Annotated in this window: 26 protein-coding genes; 13 read left to right on the top strand and 13 right to left on the bottom strand. The window is 68.6% G+C overall.

Going from position 1 to position 24699, the window contains the following annotated elements:
- Positions 1-46: 46 nt before the first annotated feature.
- Positions 47-235 (bottom strand): hypothetical protein, encoded by a 189-nt coding sequence (locus D3869_RS25680; protein WP_040137066.1) that lies wholly within the window; start codon positions 233-235, stop codon positions 47-49.
- 211 nt (positions 236-446) lie between these two features.
- Between D3869_RS25680 and D3869_RS25685 the strand changes: the two genes are divergently transcribed.
- On the top strand, positions 447-1487 hold the full coding sequence (locus D3869_RS25685; RefSeq protein ID WP_137142567.1) for an MBL fold metallo-hydrolase: 1041 nt from the start codon (positions 447-449) through the stop codon (positions 1485-1487).
- Positions 1488-1503: 16 nt separating this feature from the next.
- Here the strand turns inward: D3869_RS25685 and D3869_RS25690 are convergent, their stop codons facing one another.
- Positions 1504-2211, bottom strand: coding sequence for an extensin-like domain-containing protein (locus D3869_RS25690; protein WP_137142568.1), 708 nt, complete (start codon positions 2209-2211; stop codon positions 1504-1506).
- A 218-nt stretch (positions 2212-2429) separates the two neighbouring features.
- Between D3869_RS25690 and D3869_RS25695 the strand changes: the two genes are divergently transcribed.
- Complete coding sequence (locus tag D3869_RS25695) at positions 2430-2738, top strand: hypothetical protein (protein WP_137142569.1); 309 nt, start codon at positions 2430-2432, stop codon at positions 2736-2738.
- Positions 2739-2754: 16 nt separating this feature from the next.
- On the opposite strand, the gene D3869_RS25700 is transcribed toward D3869_RS25695, so the two are convergent.
- The 5 genes from D3869_RS25700 to D3869_RS25720 form a co-directional block, all read right to left on the bottom strand.
- Positions 2755-3186 carry a hypothetical protein gene (locus tag D3869_RS25700; RefSeq protein WP_137105800.1) on the bottom strand — a complete coding sequence of 144 codons (432 nt, stop codon included), beginning with the start codon at positions 3184-3186 and terminating at the stop codon, positions 2755-2757.
- A gap of 139 nt (positions 3187-3325) precedes the next feature.
- Positions 3326-3661: a hypothetical protein gene (locus D3869_RS25705; RefSeq protein ID WP_014242024.1), complete on the bottom strand. Its 336-nt coding sequence runs from the start codon at positions 3659-3661 to the stop codon at positions 3326-3328.
- A 58-nt stretch (positions 3662-3719) separates the two neighbouring features.
- On the bottom strand, positions 3720-4538 hold the full coding sequence (locus D3869_RS25710; RefSeq protein WP_137142570.1) for an anti-sigma factor family protein: 819 nt from the start codon (positions 4536-4538) through the stop codon (positions 3720-3722).
- A 3-nt stretch (positions 4539-4541) separates the two neighbouring features.
- A complete protein-coding gene (locus D3869_RS25715; RefSeq protein WP_137142571.1) occupies positions 4542-5075 on the bottom strand; it encodes a sigma-70 family RNA polymerase sigma factor in 534 nt (177 codons plus the stop codon).
- Positions 5076-5167: 92 nt separating this feature from the next.
- Positions 5168-5554, bottom strand: a complete 387-nt coding sequence (locus tag D3869_RS25720; RefSeq protein WP_137142572.1) for a cytochrome c maturation protein CcmE — start codon at positions 5552-5554, stop codon at positions 5168-5170.
- Between the two features lie 365 nt (positions 5555-5919).
- On the opposite strand from D3869_RS25720, the gene D3869_RS25725 reads away from it, so the two are divergent.
- Both D3869_RS25725 and D3869_RS25730 read left to right on the top strand, forming a co-directional pair.
- On the top strand, positions 5920-7761 hold the full coding sequence (locus D3869_RS25725) for a sensor histidine kinase (protein WP_137142573.1): 1842 nt from the start codon (positions 5920-5922) through the stop codon (positions 7759-7761).
- Positions 7751-8362: a response regulator transcription factor gene (locus D3869_RS25730; protein WP_094303618.1), complete on the top strand. Its 612-nt coding sequence runs from the start codon at positions 7751-7753 to the stop codon at positions 8360-8362. Before D3869_RS25725 ends, D3869_RS25730 begins: the two co-directional genes overlap by 11 nt.
- 3 nt (positions 8363-8365) lie before the next feature.
- On the opposite strand, the gene trxC is transcribed toward D3869_RS25730, so the two are convergent.
- On the bottom strand, positions 8366-8815 hold the full coding sequence (gene trxC / locus D3869_RS25735) for a thioredoxin TrxC (protein ID WP_137117349.1): 450 nt from the start codon (positions 8813-8815) through the stop codon (positions 8366-8368).
- Between the two features lie 268 nt (positions 8816-9083).
- On the opposite strand from trxC, the gene D3869_RS25740 reads away from it, so the two are divergent.
- From D3869_RS25740 to D3869_RS25755, 4 genes are all read left to right on the top strand, one after another.
- Positions 9084-9674: a hypothetical protein gene (locus tag D3869_RS25740; RefSeq protein ID WP_137142574.1), complete on the top strand. Its 591-nt coding sequence runs from the start codon at positions 9084-9086 to the stop codon at positions 9672-9674.
- A gap of 74 nt (positions 9675-9748) precedes the next feature.
- On the top strand, positions 9749-10534 hold the full coding sequence (locus tag D3869_RS25745; protein WP_137142575.1) for an SDR family oxidoreductase: 786 nt from the start codon (positions 9749-9751) through the stop codon (positions 10532-10534).
- Positions 10535-10562: 28 nt separating this feature from the next.
- Entirely contained in the window at positions 10563-11924 is a 1362-nt protein-coding gene (gene pabB / locus D3869_RS25750) for an aminodeoxychorismate synthase component I (RefSeq protein ID WP_137142576.1), read from the top strand.
- Positions 11921-12757 carry an aminotransferase class IV gene (locus D3869_RS25755; protein ID WP_247895971.1) on the top strand — a complete coding sequence of 279 codons (837 nt, stop codon included), beginning with the start codon at positions 11921-11923 and terminating at the stop codon, positions 12755-12757. Before pabB ends, D3869_RS25755 begins: the two co-directional genes overlap by 4 nt.
- A gap of 9 nt (positions 12758-12766) precedes the next feature.
- On the opposite strand, the gene D3869_RS25760 is transcribed toward D3869_RS25755, so the two are convergent.
- From D3869_RS25760 to D3869_RS25775, 4 genes are all read right to left on the bottom strand, one after another.
- A complete protein-coding gene (locus tag D3869_RS25760) occupies positions 12767-13234 on the bottom strand; it encodes a hypothetical protein (protein ID WP_175426608.1) in 468 nt (155 codons plus the stop codon).
- A 104-nt stretch (positions 13235-13338) separates the two neighbouring features.
- A complete protein-coding gene (locus D3869_RS25765) occupies positions 13339-14424 on the bottom strand; it encodes a site-2 protease family protein (RefSeq protein ID WP_137142577.1) in 1086 nt (361 codons plus the stop codon).
- Between the two features lie 152 nt (positions 14425-14576).
- Positions 14577-15341, bottom strand: a complete 765-nt coding sequence (locus D3869_RS25770) for a calcium-binding protein (RefSeq protein ID WP_137142578.1) — start codon at positions 15339-15341, stop codon at positions 14577-14579.
- A gap of 386 nt (positions 15342-15727) precedes the next feature.
- Positions 15728-18136, bottom strand: coding sequence for a transketolase (locus tag D3869_RS25775; protein WP_137142579.1), 2409 nt, complete (start codon positions 18134-18136; stop codon positions 15728-15730).
- A gap of 140 nt (positions 18137-18276) precedes the next feature.
- Between D3869_RS25775 and D3869_RS25780 the strand changes: the two genes are divergently transcribed.
- The 4 genes from D3869_RS25780 (at position 18277) to D3869_RS25800 (ending at position 22253) form a co-directional block, all read left to right on the top strand.
- The gene (locus D3869_RS25780) at positions 18277-18759 is read left to right on the top strand and encodes an Lrp/AsnC family transcriptional regulator (protein ID WP_137142580.1); all 483 of its coding nucleotides are present in this window, start codon (positions 18277-18279) and stop codon (positions 18757-18759) included.
- A gap of 162 nt (positions 18760-18921) precedes the next feature.
- Positions 18922-19581: a hypothetical protein gene (locus D3869_RS25785; RefSeq protein WP_137142581.1), complete on the top strand. Its 660-nt coding sequence runs from the start codon at positions 18922-18924 to the stop codon at positions 19579-19581.
- A gap of 212 nt (positions 19582-19793) precedes the next feature.
- Entirely contained in the window at positions 19794-20684 is an 891-nt protein-coding gene (locus tag D3869_RS25790) for a LysR family transcriptional regulator (protein WP_175426619.1), read from the top strand.
- A 282-nt stretch (positions 20685-20966) separates the two neighbouring features.
- Positions 20967-22253: an MFS transporter gene (locus D3869_RS25800; RefSeq protein ID WP_137142583.1), complete on the top strand. Its 1287-nt coding sequence runs from the start codon at positions 20967-20969 to the stop codon at positions 22251-22253.
- A gap of 395 nt (positions 22254-22648) precedes the next feature.
- Here D3869_RS25800 and D3869_RS25805 read toward each other — a convergent pair whose 3' ends face one another.
- A complete protein-coding gene (locus D3869_RS25805; protein WP_137142584.1) occupies positions 22649-23368 on the bottom strand; it encodes a GntR family transcriptional regulator in 720 nt (239 codons plus the stop codon).
- Positions 23369-23554: 186 nt separating this feature from the next.
- Here D3869_RS25805 and D3869_RS25810 point away from each other — a divergent pair, with 186 nt between their 5' ends.
- Entirely contained in the window at positions 23555-24538 is a 984-nt protein-coding gene (locus D3869_RS25810; RefSeq protein WP_137142585.1) for a C4-dicarboxylate TRAP transporter substrate-binding protein, read from the top strand.
- Positions 24539-24699: the final 161 nt, after the last annotated feature.

Here is a 24699-nt window from a genome sequence, read left to right on the forward strand (position 1 = left end):
CTGGGAGCTGACGGCTTCGAACGGGTCGGGGTGGGCGGCGCGCCGCCTACCCCGCAACCTCGTGTTCAATCACCAGCTCTTCGTCGTCGATGCGCAGGAAGGATCCGACCTCCAGATCGCCACGCGCGATGGCGTCGTTGATGATGATCTGCGCCTCCGCGAGTGTGATCGTCCGGTCGTCAAAGAAAACCGGCCCGTCGGCGTGGCGGATGATCCTGAACGTTGCGGTGGTCATCCGGGTATTCTCCTTTGGCAATGCCCTTTGGTTAACCGGTGCGCGGCCCATTCGTCGCGAATCCCCCGATGCTCCCGCAGCGGAGCGGGCATGGAACGAAACACGAGGTGCGTCAATGGTCGGAATGTTCTATTTGCGGATAGTTGACCGAACGCGAACCAACGGGTAGCCAGGAGGTTGGGGGCACCGCAGCGCAAGGAGGATCATCAGGGTGAAAGACGACGCCGAACTCATCCGCCATCCGTTTTCCGAAGCACCGGACAATGGAACGGTCCGGGAGGTGGCGCCGGGTGTGCTGTGGCTGCGCCTGCCGCTGCCCTACGCGCTGGACCACGTCAACCTCTACCTCTTCGAGGAAGGGGACGGCTGGGCGCTGTTCGACACCGGGCTGGGCGACGACGTCAGCCGCGACTGCTGGGACCGGCTGCTGCGCGGCCCGCTGGGCGGCAAGCCGATCGTCCGGCTGGTGGTCAGCCACTTCCACCCCGACCATGTCGGTCTGGCCGGCTGGCTGCACGAGCGTTTCGCCCCGCCGCTGCACATGACCCAGAGCGAGTATTACTACGCCAAGCTTCTGCAACAAGGGCGCGATCCCCAGACGCTGGAGGCGCAGGAGACCTTCTACCAGACCGGGGGCCTGTCGCCCGACGAGATCCAGCAGATGCTCGGCCGCGGCCTCAGCTACCTGAACCGCACGACCGGGCTCGCCCCCAGCTTCGAGCGGATGATTCCCGGCCAGACCCTGCGGCTGGGCGAACGCGACTGGCGCATCCTGACCGGCGGCGGCCATTCGCCGGAGCAGGCGATGCTCTATTGCGCCGCCGACCGGCTGTTCCTCGCCGCCGATCAGGTCATCGCGCGCATCTCCCCCAACGTCAGCGTCTCGGCGATGCAGCCCAAGGCCGACCCGCTGGGGCTCTACCTCTCGTCGTTGGCGGCGATCCGCGAGGAGGTGGCGGCGGACTCGCTGGTCCTGTCCGGCCACAGGCTGCCCTTCTACGGCCTTGACCACCGCACCCGCGCGCTGGAGGCCCACCACGCCGACCGCTGCGCGCAGATCGCCGAGGCCTGCCGCGCCAAGCCGCTGAGCTGCGCGGAGCTGGTGCCGGTGCTGTTCCGCCGCGCGCTGGATTCCCACCAGCTGAGCTTCGCCTTCGGCGAGGCGCTGGCCCACATCAACCACATGGTCGGGCGGGGGGAATTGCGCGCCGAGACGCGCGCCGACGGGGTGCTGGCCTACCACAGCGCCTGATCCATCGGGTGGCGCCTCAGCGGCAGACGCGGTACGGCCCCATGTCGAGGTGGAAGTGGTCGCGGTGGGCCTCGTTGTAGTCGGGGCCCAGCACCGCGCGGAAGACCTCGCAGGCGCCGTCGCGGACCTCGCGCAGGAAGGCCCCCTTCCGTCCGTCTGCCGGACTCCAGTCGCCGGGCAGGGCGATGGTGGTGCCGTCGGCCAGAGTGAAGCCGGCGATGTCGAGGGCGTTGGCGGTGGCGTGCTCGCTGCGGCGCCCCTCCGCCCGGCCGTAGACGTTGCGGCAGGCGTAGCTCCCCAGATGCCGGACCCGCGTCACCCGCTGCCCGAAATGCCGCTGCGCCGCGGGCTGGAGCGTGTGCGTCTCGAACAGCATCCAGGCGGCGGCGAGCGGGCAGGTGACGGTGAAGCCGCTGTTGAAGGCCACCGCCGAGCGGCTGACCTGCACCGCGTCGGTCAGGCCGCAGTCGGGACCGGTCTGCCGGTCGGGCACCGCGCTGAAGCGCAGGCCCGCGGCGCCCAGAACGGCGTGGCACTGCCGGGGGGCGCCGTCCAGCCGGGACAGCTTGAGGCGGGTCAGCAGATTCGGGGCCTCCGCGATGTCCAGCGGCGCCCAGGGGTCGTAGCGGGGTGGAACCGTGACCATGCCCGTTCCCACCATCGCCGCCCCGCTTATGGCGGCCAGAAGCAGCAGGGCCGACGCCCAGCGCAAGAACCGTCCCATGCGTCTGCCAGATCTCCCCGTTGCGGCACCCCAGGCTGAACAGCGGGAACGGTCGCGTGGTTCGTTCCGGATCACATTCCCCCTAATTGCTTATGAACCGGCGGTGGGGGCGGCCTGTTGTCCAAGCGGCGGTTCATCCGTTCGTGCAATTGGACGGAGCGTGACTTCCATGCCACAGTTCCAGCGTTACCCTTCGTCACGCGGTGAGGGAGAGTCCGATGTCCGATGCACATGATGAAGTCCTGGCCATGCAGGGCCGGACCGAACGCGCGAATTCCACGATCCCGCTCACCGCTTCCTCCGCGCTGGCCTCCGCCGCCGCGCTGTTCCGGAAGATCGAAACGCCCCCGCCTCCGTCCCCGCCCGCCGAGGAGTGGATCGTCGGCGACGCCGGGGCCTTCGGCATCGGCGCCTACGGCCGTCTGCCCGCCGCGGCCCCCGCGGCGACGGTGGCGCCGGAGCTTCTGGCGCGGCGGGAGCTGGCGGCACGGCTCGATGGCGGGATGGCCGAGGACACCGCCGGCTGAGGGCAGGAGCGTCGGCTCAGCCGTCCTTGCGGTATAGGGCGACCAGCGCCGTGAGGACGGCCGGATCGTCGTAGCGGCCCAGGAACAGGTCGCCGATGGCCCGGCGCAGCAGGATGCTGATCCGGGCGCGGGCGCGGCCATGGACGGCGCCCTCCAGCCGGCGGCAGCGGTTGCACAGCAGGCGGACCCGCTCGACGGCCGAGCGGGTGATGCGCAGCGCCTCGACGCTGACCAGGATGTCGGTGGTGGCGGCGTATTCGGCGGCCTCCGGCCAGGGCACGCGGCGCCCGCGGCCGTCCCGCCACGTCTCGTCCGCCCCATCATACCAGCGCCCGTCGGGCAGGCAGCGCACAACGACCCCGTCGGGCCGCCCGCAGCAGCGGCAGCGCAGGTTTCCCGAGGTCTCCCCCACACGCACCGGGTCGAGATAGGGCGCACGGATCTGCATCCGGCTCCCGGAGCGTGTCTGCCTGCCCCGCATCGGCTGTTCCAGTTCCCGTCTTGAAATCCCCAACCGGGGGGAGGTCCCCGGCGGAACGGGGACGATGGCACGGAACGGCCGGTTCCGCGCGTGACTTCTGCGCGGATCAGGCCGCGAAGGGCATCAGGAACAATGTGACCGAGGCCAGCGTGAAGGCGGCCATGGAGCGGCGCCCCACGGCGACGGCGGCCTCGTCCTGCCCGCTCTCCTCCAGGCGCAGCGCCAGGAAGCCCTGGGCCATGCCCGACGCGAAGGTGATGATGTGGATGATCGCGAGGCCGGGCAGCGCGTCCAGCCCCAGCAGCAGGGTGACCGCGCCCAGCACCATGCCGTTGAAGGCGGCCTGCCGCAGGATCGGCTCCCAATGCTCGCGGGCGACGAAGGTTTCGACCATGTCCAGCGGATGGCCGTTCCGCTCGTCCGGATCGGTGTACAGGCTCATGGCTGGGCTCCACAGGCTTGGTGGGGCTCCGCCCGATGGCTACCAGGGCGGTGCGGTGTCAGGATCGGCGGATGCTGTCCGCCATCTTTTTGGCGACGGTCAGCAGGTCGCCGTCGGCCTTGTTGCCGGTGACGGTGTAGGCGACCAGCCCGGCTCGCCAGTAGACGAGCCGCAGGCTGTCCTGCACGACGGTGTGCAGGGTGCCGTCCTGCGCCGGACCTCCGGACGCGACGAACAGGGTCAGCAGTTCGCCGTCCGGTTCCCTGTAGAGAAACTGGAGAGCGGTGCCATGGTTCCATGGCACGATGCTGGCCCGGATCAGGGTCAGTTCCGGACCGATGGCGGGGAGCGCCACCGTCATGCCGCGGCCCTCCGGCAGCGGCACCTGGGCGGTCTGCGCCGGAACCGGCGTGACGTTCGTCTGGGGCGGCGACGGCTGCAGCGTGTTGAGCGCGACGGCCTTGGAATGCGCGTCCGCCGCCTCGTCCGCGAAGGCGGGGACATCATCGACCGCGCCGGCCAACTGCGGTCCGGCAGCCCCGCCCGACTGCACCCACACGGTCAGGCTCCATCCCCCCATGACCAGCAGCATCGCGGCGGCCAGCGGGGCGACCCGCCGGGAGAAACGGTCCATGTCCAGACGCCAGCGCAGGCGCCCGGCCAGCGTTTCGGTCTCCCGCACCGAGACGGCGGCCATCATGTCCAGCCCAAGCCTCAGCATCTCCTGCTGGTGCCGATACTCGTCGAGCTTGGCGGCCAGGGCCGGGTTGGCGGCCAACTGCGCTTCGAAGGCGGCGCGGCGGGCCGGCTCCATCTCGCCGTCCATGTAGAGATGGAGGTCGGCGTCCTGGTTGAGGCTGATGGGATCACCGCCCATGACTCACCTCACCGCCCGCAGGGCGGTCTGGGCGCGGTCGCGCTGGTCCATCTCCCGGTGGCCCATCTCCACACGCAGCGCCTCCCGGCCGCGGGCCAGCCGCGACATCAGCGTGCCGAGCGGGATGTCCAGCTGGCGGGCGGCCTCCTGGTAGCTCATCCCCTCCACGGCGACGAGGGTGAGGACGCGGCGCTGCTCGTCGGGAAGGGTTGAGAAGGCCTCGATGGTCCGCATCAGCTCCACATGGTCGGGCTGGTTGGGCGGCATCTGCCCGTAGGCCATCGCCTCGATGGCCGAGGCGCCGCGCGCCCGCACCTGCTCCCGCCGTACCCCGTTGACGTGGACGTTGTGCAGGATGCCGAACAGCCAGGACCGCAGGTCGCCGTTCGGCCGGAAGGTCCGGGAGCCGGAAATGGCGCGCACCAGCGTCTCCTGCACGAGATCCTCCGCGTCGTCGCGGTTGCGCGCCAGCGCGAGGGCGTAGCGGCGCAGGGAGCGCAGTTGATTCGACAGTTGATCGCGCAGGCTGAACGTCACGTCTCCACCCCGTGGACTGGATTTTCCCGAATTCCTGCTCCGTTTTCGTTTCGGGAGGCCCTTTTAATCCCGGGGCGGGACGCTTTCCGCGGTCAATCGTCGTCGTGGTCGCGGGAGGGCCGGTGCAGGGAGCCATCGGCGAGGATGATCTCGCTGGCCATCAGCCCGCCCTTGCGGACACGGCCGGTGACGGTGATGGGGGCGCCTTGCGCAATGCCTTCCGGCAGGACGCCGCGCATCCTGACATCCGTCCGCCCGCTGTCGTCCTGAACGGTCATCCAGTTGACGCCCACGGCGGCGACCGACCCGGAGACGGTGCCGCCCCCGGCCCGCAGCGCTTCGGCGATTGGCTGCGGCGAGGCAGCCTGGACCGTGCGGTGCCGCTCGCCGGCGTCGGCGGGGCCGGACAGCAGAAAGGCGGCAAAGGCCGCGGCCAGGACGGGGGCGGCCAGAAGGGGGAGGGTGGTGGAAGGGCGCATGATCCTGTCTCCATCGCAAGGGGCGGAAGGCCCGCCCGAACAGGAGGGATCATGGCAAGCCGCGGCTGAGCCTTGCCTGAACGGCGCGTTCAAGCGCGGTTCAGCAAGACCGATCACAATCCGCTTGATCGACGGGGATCGTCTATAAATTAGAGATATCTTATTTAAAGGGCTGATGAAGCCCATGTCGTCCAACGAGCCATCCATCGCGTCATCCACCGTGCCGCCGCTCGACCCCGCCCCGGCGTCGCCTTTCCCTGAGCGCATGCGCCCGCACGGATTGAAAGCGACAGCGTAAGGGTGTATGCGGCGCGTCGGGGTCCGTTCCGGCGGTTCCCCGCGTCTTCACCCGTCCGAAGGATGCCATGCGGTTCACGGTCCGCCCGGGTTGCCTGATGCTGGCGCTGCTGGGGGTTCTCTCCGCCGGGCTTCCCGCCCGGGCGGTGGAACCGCCGATCCGCGTCGGCGTGCTGGCCTACCGTGGCGGCGACCACGCCAACGCCGTCTGGGAACCGACCGTCCGCTATCTCGCGGACCGCTTTCCGCAGCGCGGGGCGGAGATGGTGCCGCTCGACCTGCCGGGCATGGACGCGGCGGTGGCCGCCGGCAGCGTCGATTTCGTGCTGACCAACACCGGCAATTATGTGGAGCTGGAGGCCCGCCACGGCGTCACGCGCATCGCCACGCTCCATTCCTCCCGCTCCGGCGCGTCGGGGGCGGCGGTGGGCTCCGCTCTGATCGTCCGGGCGGGGCGCGAGGATATCCAGACGCTTGCGGACCTGAAGGGCAAGACCGTGATGGCGGTGGACCCCGACGCCTTCGGCGGCTTCCAGGTTGCCTGGGGCGCGATGCTGACGGCCGGGGTCGATCCCTACGGCGATTTGAAGGAGCTGCGCTTCTCCGGATTTCCCGTGGACCGCGTCGCCTTCGCCGTCCGCGACGGGGAGGTGGACGCCGGCGTCCTGCGCGCCTGCGTGCTGGAGGAGTTGGCCCAGGAAGGCCGCCTCGACCGGGCGCAGTTCCAAGTCGTCGCCCCGCGGACGGAGCCGGGATTCGGCTGCGCCCTGTCCACCGGACTCTACCCCGACTGGCCGCTCGCCCGGCTGGCCAAAACGCCGGAGGATCTGGCGAAGGCGGTGGTGGTCGCGCTGTTCCAGATGCCCGACAGCCATCCTGCGGCTCTGGCCGGCGGCTACGAGGGCTGGACGGTGCCGCTGGACTACCAGCCGGTCCACGGCCTGTTCCGCAGCCTGCGCATCGGCCCCTACGAGCATCTGCGCGACGTCACCCTGCTCGACCTCGCGCGGGAGCACTGGCACTGGCTGGCGCTGGCCGCGCTGGCCCTGCTGTGGTGGGCGGTCCATTCGCTGCGGGTCGAGCATCTCATCAAGGTGCGCACCGCCGAATTGCGCGCGGCCAACCGCGAGCTGCGCCGCGAGATGGCCGAGCGCCGCCGCGCCGAGGACACCGCGCGGGAACGGCAGAAGGAGATGGACCATGTCGCCCGCCTCTCCATCCTCGGCGAGATGGCCAGCAACATCGCGCATGAGCTGAACCAGCCGCTGGGCGCCATCGCCAACTACGCGCGCGGCTGCACGCGGCGGCTGGAGGCCGGGGTGGGCAGCGCCGCGGAGTTCGCGGAGGCCTCCCGCGCCATCGCCGCCCAGGCCGACCGCGCGGGGCAGATCATCGCCCGCATCCGCGACTTCGTGCGCAAGCGCGCCGTCCAGCTGGAGCCGGCCGACGTCAACGGGGCGGTGGAGGCGGCGCTGCAGCTCTGCGAGGGGCGGGCGCGCAGCGGCAACATTCCGGTCATCCGCGAATTGGCCTCCGGCCTTCCGCCGGTCCTGGCCGACCGGGTGCAGATCGAACAGGTCGTCCTGAACCTCGTCAAGAACGCGCTGGACGCCATGGATGATGGCGCGGAGGAGGGCAGGGGCGTCACCGTGCGCACCGGCCTGGACGCGGAAGGGCGGGTGGAGATCGCCGTGGCCGACCGCGGGCACGGCCTGTCGGAGGACGCGCGGGCGCGGCTGTTCGATCCCTTCTTCACCACCAAGCCGGGCGGCATGGGGCTGGGCCTGTCGATCTGCCGGACCATTGTGGAAAGCCATGGCGGCCATCTCTGGGCCACCGATCATCCGGGCGGAGGCACCGTCGTGCGCTTCGTCCTGCCCGCAGCGGAGGAGAAGGTCAATGCAGGCTGACGCGGCCCGCACCGTCTACGTGGTGGACGACGATCCGGCGATGCGCCATTCGCTGGGCTGGCTGATCGGCTCGCTGGGCGTGGCGGTGGAGTCCTTCGGCTCCGGCGAGGAGTTCCTGCGCGCCATGCGCGCCGACCAGCCCGGCTGCCTCGTCACCGACGTGCGGATGCCGGGGATGAGCGGCCTGGAGCTGCAGGACACGCTGGCCCGCGCCGGCTCCGTCCTGGCCGTCGTGGTCATCACCGGCCACGGCGACGTGCCGATGGCCGCCCGCGCCTTCCGCGCCGGGGCGGTGGACTTCATCGAGAAGCCCTTCAACGACCAGGTTCTGCTCGACCGGGTGCACGAGGCGCTGGAAACGTCCCGGCGGGCGTGGGAGGCGCAGGCGCGCAAGGCCCATGTCCGCGCCCTGCTGGCCCGCCTGACCCCGCGGGAGCGGCAGGTCGCCGATCTGGTGGTGCAGGGCAAGCCGAACAAGGTCATCGCGGCGGAGATCAACCTCAGCCTGAAGACGGTGGAGGTTCATCGCCACAACGTCATGGACAAGCTGGAGGTCGCCTCCGTCTCCGACCTGACCCGCCTACTCTTGGAAGCGGAGTAGCGCTCAGACGGCCGCCATCGCCTGCCGCACCCAGCCAAGCAGGGCCGGCAGCGGCATCGCCCCCGCGGTGCGCGCCACCTCGCGTCCGTGATGGACCAGCACGAGGGTCGGAATGCTGCGCACGCCGAAGCGGGCGGCCAGATCGGGTGCGGCCTCGGTGTCCACCTTGGCGAGGCGGACATGGGGCTCAAGCTGGCCGGCGGCCTGCTCGAAGACCGGCGCCATCATCCGGCACGGCCCACACCACTCCGCCCAGAAGTCGATGAGCAGCGGCAGGTCGCTGCGCTCCGCCTGGGCGGTGAAGCGGGCGGCGGTCAAAGCGATGGGCTTCCCCTGGAACAGCGGCTGGCCGCAGCGGCCACATTTGCCGGCGCCGGGCTGGTCGAGGCGTCCGCGCGGCATGCGGTTCAGGGTGTCGCAGCTCGGGCAGGCGACGTGCAGAAGATCGGACATGGCGCGGCTTCCCTCCGGGACGGGCAACTTTATGAGCGTGATCTAATGCAGCGTTCATGAAGCGCAAGAGGCCGCCGGCGCCGGGCAGGGCTGAGGTCGGCGCCCCTTATCATTGTGGGGTCAAGCGGTCGGCACGACCGAGGGATGCGCGCCTTCGGCATTGCGGTGGGCGGCACGCTGTTCCTAGAATGCCGGCCCATGGCCGCTGTCCCAGGAGGGAGCAGCCACGTCCTTCCGCCCAAGCCCTTCCGCAGAACCGCGATTTCGAATGAAGCCTTCCTTTTCGTCCGCCTCCGCCGCCGGCTGCTCCTCCATGGACGATCCCGGCCCCGCCCTGGCGCGCGCGCGGGCGCTGACGGCGGGATGGGGGGCCGGGGCGCGGGCGCTGTCCGCTCTGCCCGCCGCCGTGGTCCCGGCGCCCTATCGGACGCTGCTCGACCACGACCGCGGCATGACCGCCGTCCTGTCGGAGCGGTGGGGCGAGCCGGTGGGCGTGCGGGTGCTGCGCCAGTGGACGGAGCCGGACGGCACGGCGCTGTGGCGCGACATCGCGCTGACCATCGGGCCGGACGCTCTGCCGGTGGAGCTGGCGAGCATCCGCATCGCCCTCGGCGGCTTTCCCGCGGCCTTCGCCGAGCAGCTTCGCGAAGGGACCGAGCCCTTCGGCCGCCTGCTGGCGCGGAACGGTGTTGCCTTCTCGGTGGAGGTGCTGGGCCTGCTGACCGCTCCCGCCGACCATGTCTGGGCCGCGGAGGGGCGCGTGTCGCCCGGAGCCGCGCTGTACGGACGCATTGGGCGGCTGGTGCGGGCGGACGGCTGGACCATCGCGGAAACGGTGGAACTGCTTCCCCGCGCCTGACGCCGAACGGGGTGCCATCCGGCGGAGCATCTGCTAAATCTGCAAGACCGTCCACCCCCTCCCCAACGGTGACCATGACCGCCCCGCATCTCCCCTATCTGTCGCAGTTCTCGCTGGAAGGCCGGGTGGCGCTGGTCACCGGCTCCGGGCGCGGGCTGGGTCTGGAAATCGCCCGCGCCATGGCCGGGTCCGGCGCCCATGTGCTGCTGAACGGGCGCGACGCCGCGCGGCTGGAGCCGCTGGCCGAGGCCATCGCCGCGGCCGGCGGGCGGGCCTCCGTGCTGGCCTTCGACGTGGCCGACCGCGGTGCGGTGCGGGACGCCTTCGCGCGGATCGCGCAGGATCATGGGCGGCTGGACGTGCTGGTCCAGAATGTCGGGCAGCGCAACCGCAAGCCGTTGACCGACTTCGCGGACGAGGAGATCAGCGACCTGCTCAACGTCGATCTGGCCGCCGGCCTGATCCTGGCGCGGGAAGCGGCGCGGCTGATGCTGCCCCAGGGCTTCGGGCGGCTGATCACGGTGACCTCCATCTCCGGGCAGATCGCCCGCGCCAACGACGCGGTCTACGCCGCCGCGAAGGCCGGGCTGGCCGGCATGGTGCGGGCGCTCGCCGCCGAGTACGGCGCAAAGGGCCTGACCAGCAACGCCATCGCGCCGGGCTTCTTCGCGACGGAGACCAACGCCGGCATCACCGGCAACCCGGCCCTGTCCGCCTATTTCGAGGGGCGCACCCCGATGGGGCGCTGGGGCCGACCGGAGGAGATCGCCGGGGCCGCGGTGTTCCTGGCCTCGCCCGCCGCGTCCTACGTCAATGGGCATGTGTTGGTGGTGGACGGCGGCGCCACCATTCTCATGTAAGGCCGGTCTTAAAGGAAGCTCCGCCGCCATGCTGGCGATCCCCTTGTCATGCGCCGATCCGGCGGAGGCTTTCCGCGCCCTGTCCGGACAGCCGTGGTCGATGCTGCTCGACAGCGCCGCCCCACACCCGGCCCATGGCCGCTACAGCTACATCGCGGCGGAGCCCGTCCGCACCCTGGAGTCGCTGGACGGGCGGGCGCATCTCGACGGCCGTCCAGTGGACGGCGACCCCTTCGCCGTGCTGGCGGCGGAGCTGGCGCGCCACGCCCGGCCCGAGGGTCCGCCGGGGCCCGCGCCCTTTTGCGGCGGGGCGGTCGGCTTCATCGGCTACGAGGCGGGGCTGCGGCTGGAGCGCATCCGTTCGCGCCACGCCAACCCCGGCGGCCAGCCGGAGATGGCCTTCGGCTTCTACGACGCGGTGGCCGCCTTCGACCATGCGGAGCGCCGCGCCTGGGTGATCGCCGCCCGCCCGGAGGCCGAGGGCCGTGCCCGCGCCCTGGCGGCCCGGCTGGAGGGCGGCGGAGCGTCCCCCCTCGGCCCCGTCCCGGCCGCCCCCTGGCGGAGCGAGCTGGACCGCGACGACTATCTGGCGCGGGTGGAGCGGGTGCTGGAGTACATCCGGGCCGGCGACATCTATCAGGCCAACTTCACGCAGCGCTTCCTGGCCGAGCGGCGCGACGGGCTGGACAGCTACGCGCTGTACCGGCGGCTGCGCGCGATCAGCCCGGCCCCCTTCGCCGCCTATCTGGACTGCGGTCCGCGCCTGCGAATCGCCAGCGCCTCGCCGGAGCGCTTCATCCGCCTCAGCGCCGCCGGGGAGGTGGAGACCCGCCCGATCAAGGGCACCCGCCCGCGCTACGCCGACCCCAGCGCGGACGCCGCCGCCGCCGCTGAGCTGGTGGCCAGCATCAAGGACCGGGCGGAAAACCTGATGATCACCGACCTGCTGCGCAACGACCTCGGCCGGGTGTCGCGGATCGGCAGCGTGCGGGTGCCGACGCTCTACGGGCTGGAGAGCTTCGCCAGCGTCCATCACCTCGTCTCGGTGGTCACGGCGCGGCTGCGGCCCGGCCTGGGGGCGGTGGATCTGCTGCGGGCGGCGCTGCCCGGCGGCTCGATCACCGGGGCGCCCAAGATCCGCGCCATGCAGATCATCGACGAGCTGGAGGTGGCGCGGCGCGGCGCCTATTGCGGCTCCGTCGCTTGGCTCGGTTTCGACGGCGCGATGGACAGCAGCATCGTCATCCGCACCCTGTCGATCACGCCGGACACGGTGATCGCCCAGGCCGGCGGCGGCATCGTCGCCGATTCCGACCCGGCGGACGAGCATGAGGAGATGATGGTCAAGATCCGCGCCCAGCTCCGCGCGCTGCAGGAGGAGCGGGCATGAGCCCGGGCATGAACGTCGTCTGGCTGAACGGGCGCCTGCTGCCGGCGGAGGAGGCGCGCATCGACCCGGCGGACCGCGGCTTCACGCTGGGCGACGGGCTGTTCGAAACGATCCGGGTGGCCGGCGGCACCGCCCGCCATCTCGGCCGGCATCTCGACCGGCTGGCGGACGGCGCGGCGCTGCTCGGCCTGCCGCTTCCCCACGGCGCCACGGCGCTGGCCGACGCCGCAGCCGCGCTGATCGCGGCGCAGGACCAAGCGGATGGCGGGGTGGAGGGCGTGCTGCGGATCACGCTGACACGGGGCACCGGAGCGCGCGGCGTGCTGCCCCCGGCGGACGCCGTGCCGACTCTGCTGATGACGCTGGCCCCCGCGCCGCCGCCCGCCGGCCCGGTGGAGGCGGCCATCGCCCGCAGCACCCGGCGCAACGAGCATTCGCCGCTGTCGCGCGTGAAGTCGCTGAACTACCTGGACTCCATCCTCGCCCGGCGGGAGGCGGCGACGCGCGGCGCGGGAGAGGCGCTCCTGCTCAACGGCGCGGGCCGTCTGGCCGAATCCAGCGTGGCGAACCTGTTCGTCGTCCGGGACGGGCGCCTGCTGACCCCGCCGGTCGCCGAAGGCGCCCTGCCGGGCATCCGCCGCGCGCTGATCCTGGAACGGAGCGATGCCGGGGAGGCGCCGCTTGACGTCGCCGATCTGCTGGGGGCCGAGGAGGCTTTCCTGACCAACAGCCTGGGCCTGCGGCCGCTGCTGCGCGTCGACGGGCAGGCCATCGGCGCCGGAACCGTGGGGCCGGTGACCGCCGCCCTGCTGAAGGACATTGCGGCAGAGTAGAGCGCCCGCTTACGGGCGGAGGTAGGACCAGCCCTCTTCCTGAAGCTGCATCAGGCGGACGACGCCAGAGGGCACCAGCTTGGCTTCCGGCACCATGGGGACCTCGCCCTGTTCGACGCGGATCATGCCGTTGCGGGTGTTCTCGCAGGCGGAGTAGGTCAGGGTCGGCAGGCTGCCCTTCAGCGACGCCAGCCGGTCCTTCACCGGCGAGCGGTCGGCGCGCAGCATGTGCAGGCCGGGGCCGAAGGTGACCAGTTCGACCTCCACCGTTTCGCCGATGGCCTTGTAGTATTCGATGATGTTCTTGACGTTGTTCAGCGCCATGTTCATCAGCGCCGGGTCGTTGCTGCTGACCTGGATGGCGACGCGGTGGACGCCGGGCTGGTCCGCCGCGGCCTTCCGTCCCGGCATGGCGGCGGTCATCCCGGCGAATCCGGCCAGGGCCAGCGCCGCCCGGCGCGTGGAACGCATCGCCATGTCATCCTCCCTTCCGCTGTGGGGGCATCCACAGTCCTAGCACAATGACCCTGGCCGCCGCTTGTTCCCGAAGGGAGAGGGGACGCGACGGAAGGGGGAGGCGGTCAGCGGCGCCGGGCGTGCCGGGCGGCCTGGACCATCATCATCTCCCCGACATTTTCGGGCGTCACCAGACCGACCAGCCGTCCGTTTCCGTCATCGACGCCGATCGCGGGCAGGCTTTTCTCCTGCATCAGCCGCAGCGCCTCCTCCAGCTTGCCGTGCCGGTGGATCACGGGGATGTCGGGGCGCATCACCTCCAGCACCGGCGTGTCCGGGCCGCGGTCGCGCAGGGCGCGGATCAGGTCGTCGCGGGTCAGCACGCCGCGCAGCGTGCCGGCGCCGTCCACCACGGGAAACTCGTGCTGGGTCGTCCGGATCAGGCATTGCACCGCGTCCTCCAGCACGCCGGAGGGCGGCAGCGTCTCGAAGCGGGTGACCATGGCGTCCGAGACGACCACGCCGTGGGTGATCTCGCGCATCTGCACCGCGTGCGCCTCCGACGAGGCGCCCAGATAGACGAACAGCGCGATGAACAGCAGCATCGGGTTGCCGAACAGGCCGAGCAGTCCCAGCCCGATGGCCAGCGCCTGCCCGACCGAGGCCGCCACCTGGGTGCCGCGGACATAGCCCATGCGGCTCGCCAGCACCGCCCGCAGCACGCGCCCGCCGTCCATGGGGAAGGCCGGGATCAGGTTGAACAACGCCAGGAATAGGTTGACCACGGCCAGCCGGGACAGCACGTCGATTCCGGCGTTCCGCACCTCCGCCGCGCCGGCCGGCACGAAGCCGCCGAGCGCGGCGTAGAGCAGGGCGGCGATCACCAGATTCACCGCCGGTCCGGCCAGCGCCACCACCAGCTCCTGCGACGGCTTCTCCGGCAACCGTTCCAGCCGGGCCACCCCGCCGATCGGCAGCAGCGTGATGTCCGGCGTGCGCACACCGTAGCGCCGGGCGGCGAAGACGTGCCCGAACTCGTGCAGCAGCACGCAGAGGAACAGCAGCGAAAGGAAGACCACCCCCTCCAGAGCCGCAGGCCAGCCGCCCTGCGCGTGGTAGGCGGCGCCGATCCACAGGAGAAACAGGAAGAAGGTGACGTGGATGCGGATCACCGTGCCCTTCATGGTGCCGATGGGGATCGACCAGCTCATCCCGACCTCGCCTCGCGCTGTGACCGTCGTTCGACGGAGTCCTTATGTGGTGTCGCGCGGCGTGCGGCGTCATGGGCCTATCGGAGGAAGGGCTGGCCGTTGGAGGGCTGGGGCCGGCCCAGCCCTCCAACGGCCTTATACGCTCGACGGTGTTACAGGCCCCAGACGACGGTGTTGAACCAGTAATCCGTGCCGCTTAGGTTCAGATACTCGATGCGGCCGCTGCCGGCGGCGCTGCCGCTCCAGAAGTCGTCGATGATGATGTACTCGCTGATGGTGCCGTCGGCGGCGTCGGCCTTGGTGAAGAACAGAAGGTCGTTGGAATCGCCACCGAAGGTGCTGGCCCTGTAGTATTCGAGCTGGTTGGGCGCCGTGGGGCCGTTCAAGCGGAGCCGGTCGTAGTCGCCGTGCGAATCCGAGATGAGATCGATGCCGTCCGAATTGCAGGTGTAGAGGTAGTTGTCGCTGTCGTAGCCACCGTAAAGGACATCGTTGCCGGCTCCGCCCGCCAGGACGTCCAGGCCGACATCCGAGCCGTAATCCCCGAACAGAGTGTCGTTGCCGGCCCCACCGTACAGCGTGTCGTTGTTGTTCCCGCCGTAGAGGAAGTCGTCCCCAGTCTCACCGCTCAGAAGATCGTTGTTGTCGTTGCCGTACAGCGTGTCGGCCCCGGTGCCGCCGTACAGGCTGTCGTTTCCGAAGCTGCCGTACAGCGTGTCGTTTCCGTCGCCACCGTCAATATAATCGGCGTCGGTGTTGCCCAGGATATCGTCGTTCCCGCCCTGTCCGAACAGCATGTTCGGTCCCGAAGGAGCGTCATAGATGTCATTCCCGGAAGTTCCGTACCAGGTCGTCATCGCAAGTTTCTCCAATTTATTAGCCGTATACGGCATATCTTTTTCGCCATCGGCGTGCATTGAAGTCAATGGAGCGGATTTCGAAACCGGTTACCCTTGTATAAATTTGATAGCAAATGCATCCAAGCGAGTGTTAATTAGCGAAATATCAACCATGGAAACCTTTGATATGTCTTGATCGGCTCATGATTAGTTATCTAACTAATGGAAAGCGTCATTTTGACGCGTCCATTCGGCGTTTTTGTTGCCGCTGACGGGGATTGTTTCTTCGTCCTGGATGAATTCACTTGGCGGGAGAGATCCAGCCGCGAACGCCTGAGAATCGCGCAGACGACCGCGAAGCTGACGACGCAGAGGGCGGGTGGGGGCGCGGGGACCAACGCGCGGGCAACCGGCTTGCGCCGCGACCGTTCACGGGAAGGACGCAGCCGGTGCTCAGTCTGCGATTACACCGCCTTCAAGTAACGGACCGGCCGGCCGGGGGACAGGGCCTCCGCCGCGCGGACGATGGCCTGGGCGTCGATGCCGTGATGGCGGTAGAGGTCGGCGATGGTGCCGGTCTGGCCGAAATGCTCGACCCCCAGCGCCCGCGTGCGGTGGCCTTGGACCGAGCCCAGCCAGCCCAGACCCGCCGGGTGCCCGTCCTGCACCGTCACCAGCGCGCAATGGGGCGGCACGCCCTCCAGCAGCCGTTCGACGTGGGAGCGCGCGTGGGGCTTGCCGCGCTCGCGCGCCCGCTGCGCGGCGCTCCAGCCGGCGTGCAGCCGGTCGGCGGAGGTGACGGCCAATAGCCCGACGTCGCGGCGGTCCTCGCCGAGCATGCCCACCGCCTCGATGGCCTCCGGCGCCACCACGCCGCTGTAGGCGACCACCACCTGGGCGTTCGGCCCGGGACGACGCAGCCAATAGGCGCCCTGGACGATGCCGTTCTCCAGCTCCGCGTCCATGGTGCGGACCGGCTGCTCCAGCACGCGGGAGGACAGGCGCAGATAGACCGAGCCGCCGGTCTCGTCGCGCAGCCAGTTGCGCTCGTCCGGCTCGCCCTCGCCCTCCCGCTGCATGTAATCGAAGGCCCAGCGCATGGTGACGGCCAGCTCATCGGCGAAGGCCGGCTCGAAGCAGGCCAGCCCGTCCTGGGCCATGCCGACCAGCGGGGTGGCGATGGATTGGTGCGCCCCGCCCTCCGGGGCCAGTGTCACGCCGGACGGGGTCGCCACCAGCAGGAACCGCGCGTCCTGATAGCAGGCGTAGTTCATCTGGTCCGCCGCCCGCATGACGAAAGGGTCGTAGACGGTGCCGATGGGCAGCAGCCGCTCGCCGAACAGCGAATGCGACAGGCCGAGCGCCGACAACAGGATGAACAGGTTGGACTCGGCGATGCCCAGCTCGAAATGCTGGCCGTCGGGCGAGAAGTCCCATGTGTAGGTGGAGGGGATGCGCTCCTTCTTGAACAGGTCGGCCAGAGCGCTCTTGGCGAACAGGCCGCGGCGGTTCACCCAGGCGCCGAGGTTGGTGGAGACCGTCACGTCCGGCGCGGTCGTCACGATGCGCTCCGCCAGCTCCGTCTTCTCGCGCCCTAGCTCGTTCAGGATCAGGCCGAAGGCCGCCTGGGTGGACAGCGCCTTCTGTGACGGGGCCGCCAGAGCCGCCGGCACCGGGACCGCCGCCGCGTCATGGCGCCGCCGTCCCTTGGCCGCGAAGGGCACGCGCTTCAGGAAGGCGTCCAGTTCCGCCGCCGGCCGGCCCAGCCCTTCGAAGCGGTCCCACTCATGGCCCGGACGGACGGCGTTGGCGGCGCGGAACGCCTCCATCTGCGCCGGGGTCATCAGGCCGGAATGGTTGTCCTTGTGCCCGGCCAGCGGCAGCCCGGCGCCCTTGATGGTGTAGGCGATGAAGCAGACCGGCCGGTCGTGCGTGCGCGCCTGGGCGAAGGCGTCGAGCAGCGAAGGCAGGTCGTGGCCGCCGAGATTGCCCATCAGAAGGGCCAGCTCCTCGTCGCTGCGGCGCTCGATCAGGCGGGTGACCGGCCCCTGGTCGCCCAGATCGTCGAGCAGCCGCTTCCGCCACGCCGCCCCGCCCTGGTAGGTCAGCGCGGAATAGAGCTGGTTCGGGCAGTGGTCGATCCAGTCGCGCAGGCGCTGGCCGCCCTCCTCCTGGAAGGCCGCCTGCATCAGCGCGCCGTATTTCAGGATCACCACGTCCCAGCCGAAGGCGCGGAAGATGTTCTCCAGCCGCTCCCACAGCCCCTCGCGGATCACCGCGTCCAGGCTCTGGCGGTTGTAGTCGACGATCCACCAGGTGTTGCGCAGCCCGTGCTTCCAGCCCTCCTGAAGCGCTTCGAAGATGTTGCCCTCGTCCATCTCGGCGTCGCCGACCAGCGACACCATGCGCCCCTCGGGCCGGTCCTTCGCCCAGCCCTTGGCCTTCACATAGTCCTGGACCAGCGAGGCGAAGAGCGTCTGCGCCACCCCCAGCCCGACCGAGCCGGTGGAGAAGTCCACGTCGTCCACGTCCTTGGTCCGCGACGGGTAGGACTGGGCGCCCTTGAAGCCGCGGAAATTCTCCAGATTGCCGCGCGTCTGGTTGCCCAGCAGATACTGGATGGCGTGGAAGATCGGGCTGGCGTGCGGCTTCACCGCCACCCGGTCCTCCGGACGCAGGGCCTGGAAGTAGAGCGCCGTCATGATCGTCGCCAGCGAGGCCGAGGACGCCTGATGCCCGCCGATCTTCAGCCCGTCCTGGTTGGGGCGGACGTGATTGGCGTTGTGGATCGTCCAGGACGCGAGCCAGAGAACCTTGCGCTCCAGCTCGCGCAGGCAGGCGAGGTCGGCGTGGTTCGGAACGGTCGCGTCCATGTCTGTTCCCCTTTCAACGGAACGGCGGTCGATGATTGGTGAAGCCTATCATTTGTGCCGCGGCAGGCGTTTGCAAAGTGGCGCCGGAAACCGCGCCGGATTAGCATTGGATTGCGCAGAAGCCTTTCAGACAGCATGAAATGCCAAAAATCAAACTCGACCGCATCGACCGGAAGATCCTGGCCCTGCTCCAGCAGGACGGGCGGATGCCCAACAACGAGTTGGCGGAGCGCGTCGGCCTGTCGCCGTCCCCCTGTCTGCGTCGGGTCAAGGCGCTGGAAGACGCGGGCGTCATCGCCCGCCACGTCGCTCTGGTCGATCCCGCCGCGGTCGATCTTCCGGTGAATGTCTTCGTCAGCGTCAGCCTGGAACGGCAGGTGGAGGAGCGGATCGACGCCTTCGAGGCCGCGGTGATGGCGCTGCCGGAGGTGATGGAATGCTATCTGATGACCGGCGACGCCGATTACCTGCTGCGCGTGGTGGTCCCCGACCTCGCCAGCTACGAGCGCTTCCTGAAGGAGCATCTGACGCGGATTTCAGGGGTCGCCAACATCCGGTCGAGCTTCGCGCTGAAGCAGGTGCGCTACCGCACGGCCCTACCGCTGGGCCATTTGGCGGAGTGACCAGGACGGTCATGAATCCATAGGGATCTAAGCATTCATGCCAAGATTATTGGTTAGGTTTCTAACTATATTCTATGACGTTGATCAGTTGCATAAGTCGTTCTATCATTTCATTAAGTTCCAAGGCTGCGACTTGATGGGGATAGGATGTCAAACATTTCCTTGAGCGGCGCGATCCCTTCAGCGTCGGCACATCCGACGATGCCCTCCAAGCCGCCGGTAAGCCGGACCAAGGAGAGCGAAGCCAGCAACGGCGGCGGGAAGGCCGACCATGTGGACTTGAGCCCGTTGGCATCGGCCTTGAAGGGCGACGCACTTTCGCTGTTCGGCAAGTTGTCGTCTGAGGACCGAAGCGCATTGGGTCTCTTCGTTTCGTCCGGCCAAATGTCGGCCGACGAAATGAACGATGCGCTTTCGGGAAAACTGAAGGAAACCCGCAGCCGGACGTTTTGGAAAGGCGCCATCGAAGCGGGCGTCGGGCAGGAAACCGACAAACAGAAGAAGATCAGAACACTTTCGGAGAGCATCGAGGCGCGGATGTCCGCCATCGATAAGATCGCCGGCTCGGGGTTGCGTCTGGATCAGGCGGTCGCGATCTCGAACGAGTTGCGAGGCGCGATGCGGGAACGCAGTTCATTGATGGGTCAGACGGACGATGGCGCAACCACGGTGAGGTTGACCGCGGATTTTGCCTTGAACAAGCTGGCGCGGACCGACTCGGAACGCGCGGCGGGAGCCAAACTGTCCGCTCTGGGCTTCAAGTCCGAAAGCTTCGATCAGGTGTTGAAGGACACGGCGGAAAAGGACATCGCTTCCATGTGAGCGTATGCGCGCTGTGACAACCGTGGTCCGTCGGCCGCAACCCTGCTTTCAATATGTTCAACATCCCATCGTCCGGACCGCTCATGACGTTCGCGATGGAAGACCTGCGCCGCTTTTTGCCATAAAGAGTATTGGAACAGGGGCGATCGGCGAAATTTCCCGCTGACAGACCCCGACCAACAGGCGAAGGCATGGGGAAGCAGGACGGGATGATGGACTGGGACAAGTTGCGGGTGTTCCACGCTGTGGCCGAGGCCGGCAGCTTCACCCACGCGGGCGAGGCCCTCAACCTCAGCCAATCGGCGGTCAGCCGGCAGATCAGCGCGCTGGAGGACAGCCTCGGCGTTCCACTGTTCCACCGCCACGCCCGCGGCCTGATCCTGACCGAGCAGGGCGAGTTGCTGAACCACGCGGCGCGCGACATCTTCGCCAAGCTGTCGATGACCCAGGCGATGCTGAGCGAGAGCAAGGACGCCGCCAAGGGGCCGCTGAAGGTGACGGCCACGGCGGCCTTCGGCTCGACGTGGCTGACTCCGCGCATCGGGGAATTCCTGGCGCTCTACCCGGACATCCAGCTCACCCTGCTGATCACAGACACGGAGCTGGATCTGGGCATGCGCGAGGCCGACGTGGCGATCCGCGTCAGCCCGCCGCGCCAGCCGGACCTGATCCAGCGGCACCTGATGACCTTCCGCTCCCACCTCTACGCGCACCGCCGGTACCTGGACCGCAAGGGAGAACCGCAGACGGTGGGCGATCTCGCCTCCCACGATCTGGTGACCTATCCGCAGGAGTTGCGCGCGCCTTTCGCCAACACCCACTGGCTGCGCGATCTGGTGACCGACCCGGTGGCCCGCGACCGGACGGTCCTTCAGGTCAACAACCTGTACGCAATCTTCCGCGCCGTCGAGAGCGGGCTGGGCATAGGCTCGCTGCCCGACTATCTGGTGACCGGTTTGAATGACATCGTGCGGGTGCTGCCGGACCAGTCCGGGTCGAAGGTGGACGCCTTCTTCGTCTATCCGGAGGAGCTGCGCCATTCCAAGCGCATCGCGGTCTTCCGCGACTTTCTGGTCAAGAGGGTTGCGGAAAGCCAGTTCTAATTCCCGTTCGACGGGTTGACGGACGGGGCGCGGCGCCGGACAGGGCCGCGCCCTTTGTTTTTTTGCGCCATCCAGCATGCGACATAGTGTCGGTCAGGACGGCACGGCCGACTTCGCGCTTGCGCGCTAAACTGATATATTAATATATGCCGCACATGCGGAGCCCACCGTGTGTCGGCGCTCAAAGCCTGGGCCCCATCCAATAATCGCAATCGCCAGGAGTTTCCCGGAAGGGAAAGGCGTGCGCCCATGCCTGCCGATGAACAGGCAAGTGAGGAAGTCATGAAGATAGTGCGTGGTCTGCGATGGAAAGTTCTGGCGCTCATCATGCTGGGGACGATCATCAATTACATCGACCGCAACACACTGGGCATCCTGGCGCCGATGCTCAAGGAACAACTGCACTTCACGACGGAGCAGTATTCCTACATCGTCAGCGTGTTCCAGCTCTGCTACAGCCTGATGCAGCCGATCGCCGGCTATGTGACCGACCTCATCGGCCTGAAATTCGGCTACGCGATGTTCGCCTTCGTCTGGGGCAGCGCCGCGGCCCTGCACGCCTTCTCCGGCGGCTGGCAGTCGATGGCCTTCTTCCGCGGCCTGCTCGGCATCAGCGAGGCGGCGGCCATGCCGTCGGGCGCCAAGACCGCCACCCTGTGGTTCCCGGCTAAGGAGCGCTCGATCGCCACGGGCTGGTTCAACACCGGCAGCTCGGTCGGCGCCATGATCGCCCCGCCGCTGGTCATCTGGCTGTCCGTGACCTGGAGCTGGCAGATCGCCTTCGTCGTCACCGGCCTGCTGGGCGTCGGCCTGTCGATGCTGTGGCTGGCGCTGTACCGCAACCCGGAAAACCACCCGAAGCTGACCAAGGAGGAGCACGCCTACATCCTGGACGGCCAGGAGCAGGTGCAGCTTCCCAAGCCCTCGATGAAGCGCGTCGTCACCATGCGCAAGTTCTGGGGCATCGCCGCCGCCCGCTTCCTGACCGAGCCGGCGTGGCAGACCTTCAGCTTCTGGATTCCGCTCTACATGGTCAGCACGCGCGGCATGGACATCAAGCAGTTCGCGCTGTTCGCCTGGCTGCCCTTCCTGTTCGCCGACATCGGCTGCGTCCTCAGCGGCTACCTGTCGCCCTTCTTCGCCAAGCGCTTCCGGATGTCGCTGGTCAACTCGCGCATCGCCGGCATCGGCATCGGCGCGGTGTGCATGATCGGCCCGGCCCTGATCGGCCTGACCAGCAGCCCGATCACCGCTATCTTCCTGTTCTCGATCGGCGCCTTCGCGCACCAGATGCTGTCGAGCCTGCTCTACGCCCTGGTCACCGACACCTTCGAAAAGCAGGACGTTGCCACGGCGACCGGCTTCGGCGGCATGGCCGGCTACATGGGCGGCATGATCTTCTCGCTGATCATCGGCCAGCTTGCCAGCACGATTGGTTACGAGCCGCTGTTCGTCTGCCTGTCGGTCTTCGACATCACGGCCTTCATCGTGGTGCTGGTGGTTCTCGGCCAGTGGGGCCGGAACAAGGTCACGCCCCCGGCGGTGCCGAGCGGCGCCCACGCTGACTGACGCCGGCGTCTCCTCATCTCATGGGGCCGTGCGATTCGGAAAGTTCCGGGCCGCGCGGCCCTTTTTCAATCTGGATGAAGGGCTTACTGGATGACGGCGGTCAGCAGGGAGGCGAGGGCAAAGCCGCTGATGACGACGAGGCGGGCGATGATGTGGATCTTCATGGCAAGGCTCCGATTGGCTTTGGCGGGCGGCGGGGCGAGCCCCGTTGCTGTGTCGAGCCAATGTTCGCACCGCGCGGGATAAAGACAAACCGCGCAGTTCGCATGCCTTCCATATCGATATTGCAGCGCACCATAGCGCTGTTATAAGTCGAGCCCTTGATCAACGAAAGTATTCATAGCGCTCTTCACAGCGCTGCTAGCGAATCCTTTGCAGCGCTATGATCCCAGTGTTCATGCGGACTCGGCAACCGGATCGGCGGGCGCGGAATCGCTGTCGAACAGGTCGGGGAAGCGCTGGGCCAGCTCGGGCAGGGAGTGCAGGATCTCACGCAGGTGCAGGCGCATGGCGGCCTCCGCGGCGTCGGGGCTGCGCGCCCGGATGCCCTCGACGATCTGCTCGTGCTGAGCGATCAGCCGGTCCAGCGGGGTTGCCTGCGGCAGGCTGAGGTAGCGCACGCGGTCCATCTGCGCCTTGGTCTCCTCCACCACCCGCCAAGCGTATTCGCAATCGACCCCCAGGGCGATGGTGCGGTGGAAAGCCTCGTCCAGCTCAAGGAAGGCCGCCGGGTTGGTGCTCCGCGCCGCCTCGCGCTGCGCCTTCAGGTTGGCCTCCAGTTCCACGACGGCGCGGGCCGGCAACCCCTCGCCGGCCTTGCGCGCCACGGCCAGCTCCACCGCCTCGCGGACGAAGCGGGCGTCCATCACCTGCTTGGCCGAGATCTTCACGACGAAGGTGCCGCGTTGCGGACGGATGACGACCAGCCCGGATTCGCTGAGCTTGATAAAGGCCTCGCGCACCGGCTGGCGGCTGACGCCGAGCTGGCCGGCGACCTCCTGCTCGGACAGCGGCTGGCCAGGCTGGAACTGCATCGTCACGATGGCGTGGCGCAGCTCCCGGAAGACGCGGCGCGCCACGGGCTCCGTCGAATCCGGCTCGATCCTCCTCAACATGCTCCCCCCATCCCTTCCTTTTTGCAATCCGTCCCGCCGGTGCCCGCCCGGACGATCCTCGACGGCGGATTCATCCTGCACCGTTTGCAATCCCATGGACAACACCATTCTTGTATACTACCATACCAGTCGCGTACCGAACAATCGCCTCCGTGCAAGAGGCGTTGTCCTCAAAGGGAGGAAACATTGAGCATCATCACCCGCAGCTGGCGCGTGGCCGCCCTCGGCTTTGCGCTGGCCACCGTCGCCGGCGGCGCGCTGGCCGCCGACTACACGCTCAGCGTCAACACGGCGCTGGCCCAGCAGGATCCGCTCTACAAGGGGCTGGAGGAGTTCAAGAAGAACGTCGAGGCGCGGTCCGGCGGCAAGATGGCCGTCCGCCTGTTCCCCGGCTCGCAGCTCGGCAAGGACGAGGACGTGCTGGAGCAGGCCCGCGCCGGGGCCGGGGTCGCGGTCGTCGTGGACGGCGGGCGCCTCGCCGTCTTCGTGAAGGAATTCGGCGTCCTCGGCGGCCCGTACCTCGCCCAGGGCTACGACGGCATCCGCAAGGTCGTCACCTCGCCGCTGTTCGACCAGTGGTCGGACAAGCTGCGCAAGGCGTCGGGCCATCAGGTGCTGTCGTTCAACTGGTGGCAGGGCGAACGGCACCTGCTGACCAACAAGCCGGTGAAGGGGCCGGAAGACCTCGCCGGCATCCGCATGCGCACGCCGGGCGCGCCGGTGTGGATGGAGACGATCCGCGCCATGGGCGCCACCCCGACCCCGATGGGCTGGTCGGAGGTGTACACCGGCCTTCAGCAGAAGGTGATCGACGGCGTCGAGGCCCAGCATCCGGCCAGCTTCGGTTCCCGCCTGTACGAAGTGACCAACCACGTCACCAAGACTGGCCACATCAACCTGATCACCGGCATCGTCACCAGCTCCGCTTGGTTCGACAAGCTGCCGCCGGAGCAGCAGACGATCCTCAAGGAAGAGGCGCTGAAGGCCGGCGACAGCGCGTCGCGCGCCACCCAGGCGTCGCTTGCCGACTTCGAGAAGCAGATGAAGGACAAGGGCATGACGATCGAGGAGATCGACGTGACCCCGTTCCGCAAGGCTACTGCGCCGGTCTACGAGAAGCTGGGCTATGCGGAACTCCACAAGGAGGTGGAGAAGCTGCTGCAGAACTGACGGGGGGTCGGTTCGGCCGCCCTTGCCCCCTCCCTAACCCTCCCCCTCTTCGAGGTGGAGGGGACTGCCGCCGCTTCGCGGAAGGCACCCTCTCCCGCAACGCGGGGGAGGGCCGGGGTGGGGGCGATGCTTCCCAAATCCAAAGCCGTCCGCCGCCATCA

The organism is Azospirillum brasilense (assembly GCF_005222205.1).
GTDB lineage: Bacteria > Pseudomonadota > Alphaproteobacteria > Azospirillales > Azospirillaceae > Azospirillum > Azospirillum brasilense_G.

What these genes read in the sequence shown, in the direction of transcription:
- D3869_RS25680 (WP_040137066.1), bottom strand. Translation starts at nt 235, where the DNA reads ATGACCACCGCAACGTTCAGGATCATCCGCCACGCCGACGGGCCGGTT.
- D3869_RS25690 (WP_137142568.1), bottom strand. Translation starts at nt 2,211, where the DNA reads ATGGGACGGTTCTTGCGCTGGGCGTCGGCCCTGCTGCTTCTGGCCGCC.
- D3869_RS25695 (WP_137142569.1), top strand. Translation starts at nt 2,430, where the DNA reads ATGTCCGATGCACATGATGAAGTCCTGGCCATGCAGGGCCGGACCGAA.
- D3869_RS25700 (WP_137105800.1), bottom strand. Translation starts at nt 3,186, where the DNA reads ATGCAGATCCGTGCGCCCTATCTCGACCCGGTGCGTGTGGGGGAGACC.
- D3869_RS25705 (WP_014242024.1), bottom strand. Translation starts at nt 3,661, where the DNA reads ATGAGCCTGTACACCGATCCGGACGAGCGGAACGGCCATCCGCTGGAC.
- D3869_RS25710 (WP_137142570.1), bottom strand. Translation starts at nt 4,538, where the DNA reads ATGGGCGGTGATCCCATCAGCCTCAACCAGGACGCCGACCTCCATCTC.
- D3869_RS25720 (WP_137142572.1), bottom strand. Translation starts at nt 5,554, where the DNA reads ATGCGCCCTTCCACCACCCTCCCCCTTCTGGCCGCCCCCGTCCTGGCC.
- D3869_RS25725 (WP_137142573.1), top strand. Translation starts at nt 5,920, where the DNA reads ATGCGGTTCACGGTCCGCCCGGGTTGCCTGATGCTGGCGCTGCTGGGG.
- D3869_RS25730 (WP_094303618.1), top strand. Translation starts at nt 7,751, where the DNA reads ATGCAGGCTGACGCGGCCCGCACCGTCTACGTGGTGGACGACGATCCG.
- trxC (WP_137117349.1), bottom strand. Translation starts at nt 8,815, where the DNA reads ATGTCCGATCTTCTGCACGTCGCCTGCCCGAGCTGCGACACCCTGAAC.
- D3869_RS25740 (WP_137142574.1), top strand. Translation starts at nt 9,084, where the DNA reads ATGAAGCCTTCCTTTTCGTCCGCCTCCGCCGCCGGCTGCTCCTCCATG.
- D3869_RS25745 (WP_137142575.1), top strand. Translation starts at nt 9,749, where the DNA reads ATGACCGCCCCGCATCTCCCCTATCTGTCGCAGTTCTCGCTGGAAGGC.
- pabB (WP_137142576.1), top strand. Translation starts at nt 10,563, where the DNA reads ATGCTGGCGATCCCCTTGTCATGCGCCGATCCGGCGGAGGCTTTCCGC.
- D3869_RS25755 (WP_247895971.1), top strand. Translation starts at nt 11,921, where the DNA reads ATGAGCCCGGGCATGAACGTCGTCTGGCTGAACGGGCGCCTGCTGCCG.
- D3869_RS25760 (WP_175426608.1), bottom strand. Translation starts at nt 13,234, where the DNA reads ATGGCGATGCGTTCCACGCGCCGGGCGGCGCTGGCCCTGGCCGGATTC.
- D3869_RS25765 (WP_137142577.1), bottom strand. Translation starts at nt 14,424, where the DNA reads ATGAGCTGGTCGATCCCCATCGGCACCATGAAGGGCACGGTGATCCGC.
- D3869_RS25770 (WP_137142578.1), bottom strand. Translation starts at nt 15,341, where the DNA reads ATGCACGCCGATGGCGAAAAAGATATGCCGTATACGGCTAATAAATTG.
- D3869_RS25775 (WP_137142579.1), bottom strand. Translation starts at nt 18,136, where the DNA reads ATGGACGCGACCGTTCCGAACCACGCCGACCTCGCCTGCCTGCGCGAG.
- D3869_RS25780 (WP_137142580.1), top strand. Translation starts at nt 18,277, where the DNA reads ATGCCAAAAATCAAACTCGACCGCATCGACCGGAAGATCCTGGCCCTG.
- D3869_RS25790 (WP_175426619.1), top strand. Translation starts at nt 19,794, where the DNA reads ATGGACTGGGACAAGTTGCGGGTGTTCCACGCTGTGGCCGAGGCCGGC.
- D3869_RS25800 (WP_137142583.1), top strand. Translation starts at nt 20,967, where the DNA reads ATGAAGATAGTGCGTGGTCTGCGATGGAAAGTTCTGGCGCTCATCATG.
- D3869_RS25805 (WP_137142584.1), bottom strand. Translation starts at nt 23,368, where the DNA reads ATGTTGAGGAGGATCGAGCCGGATTCGACGGAGCCCGTGGCGCGCCGC.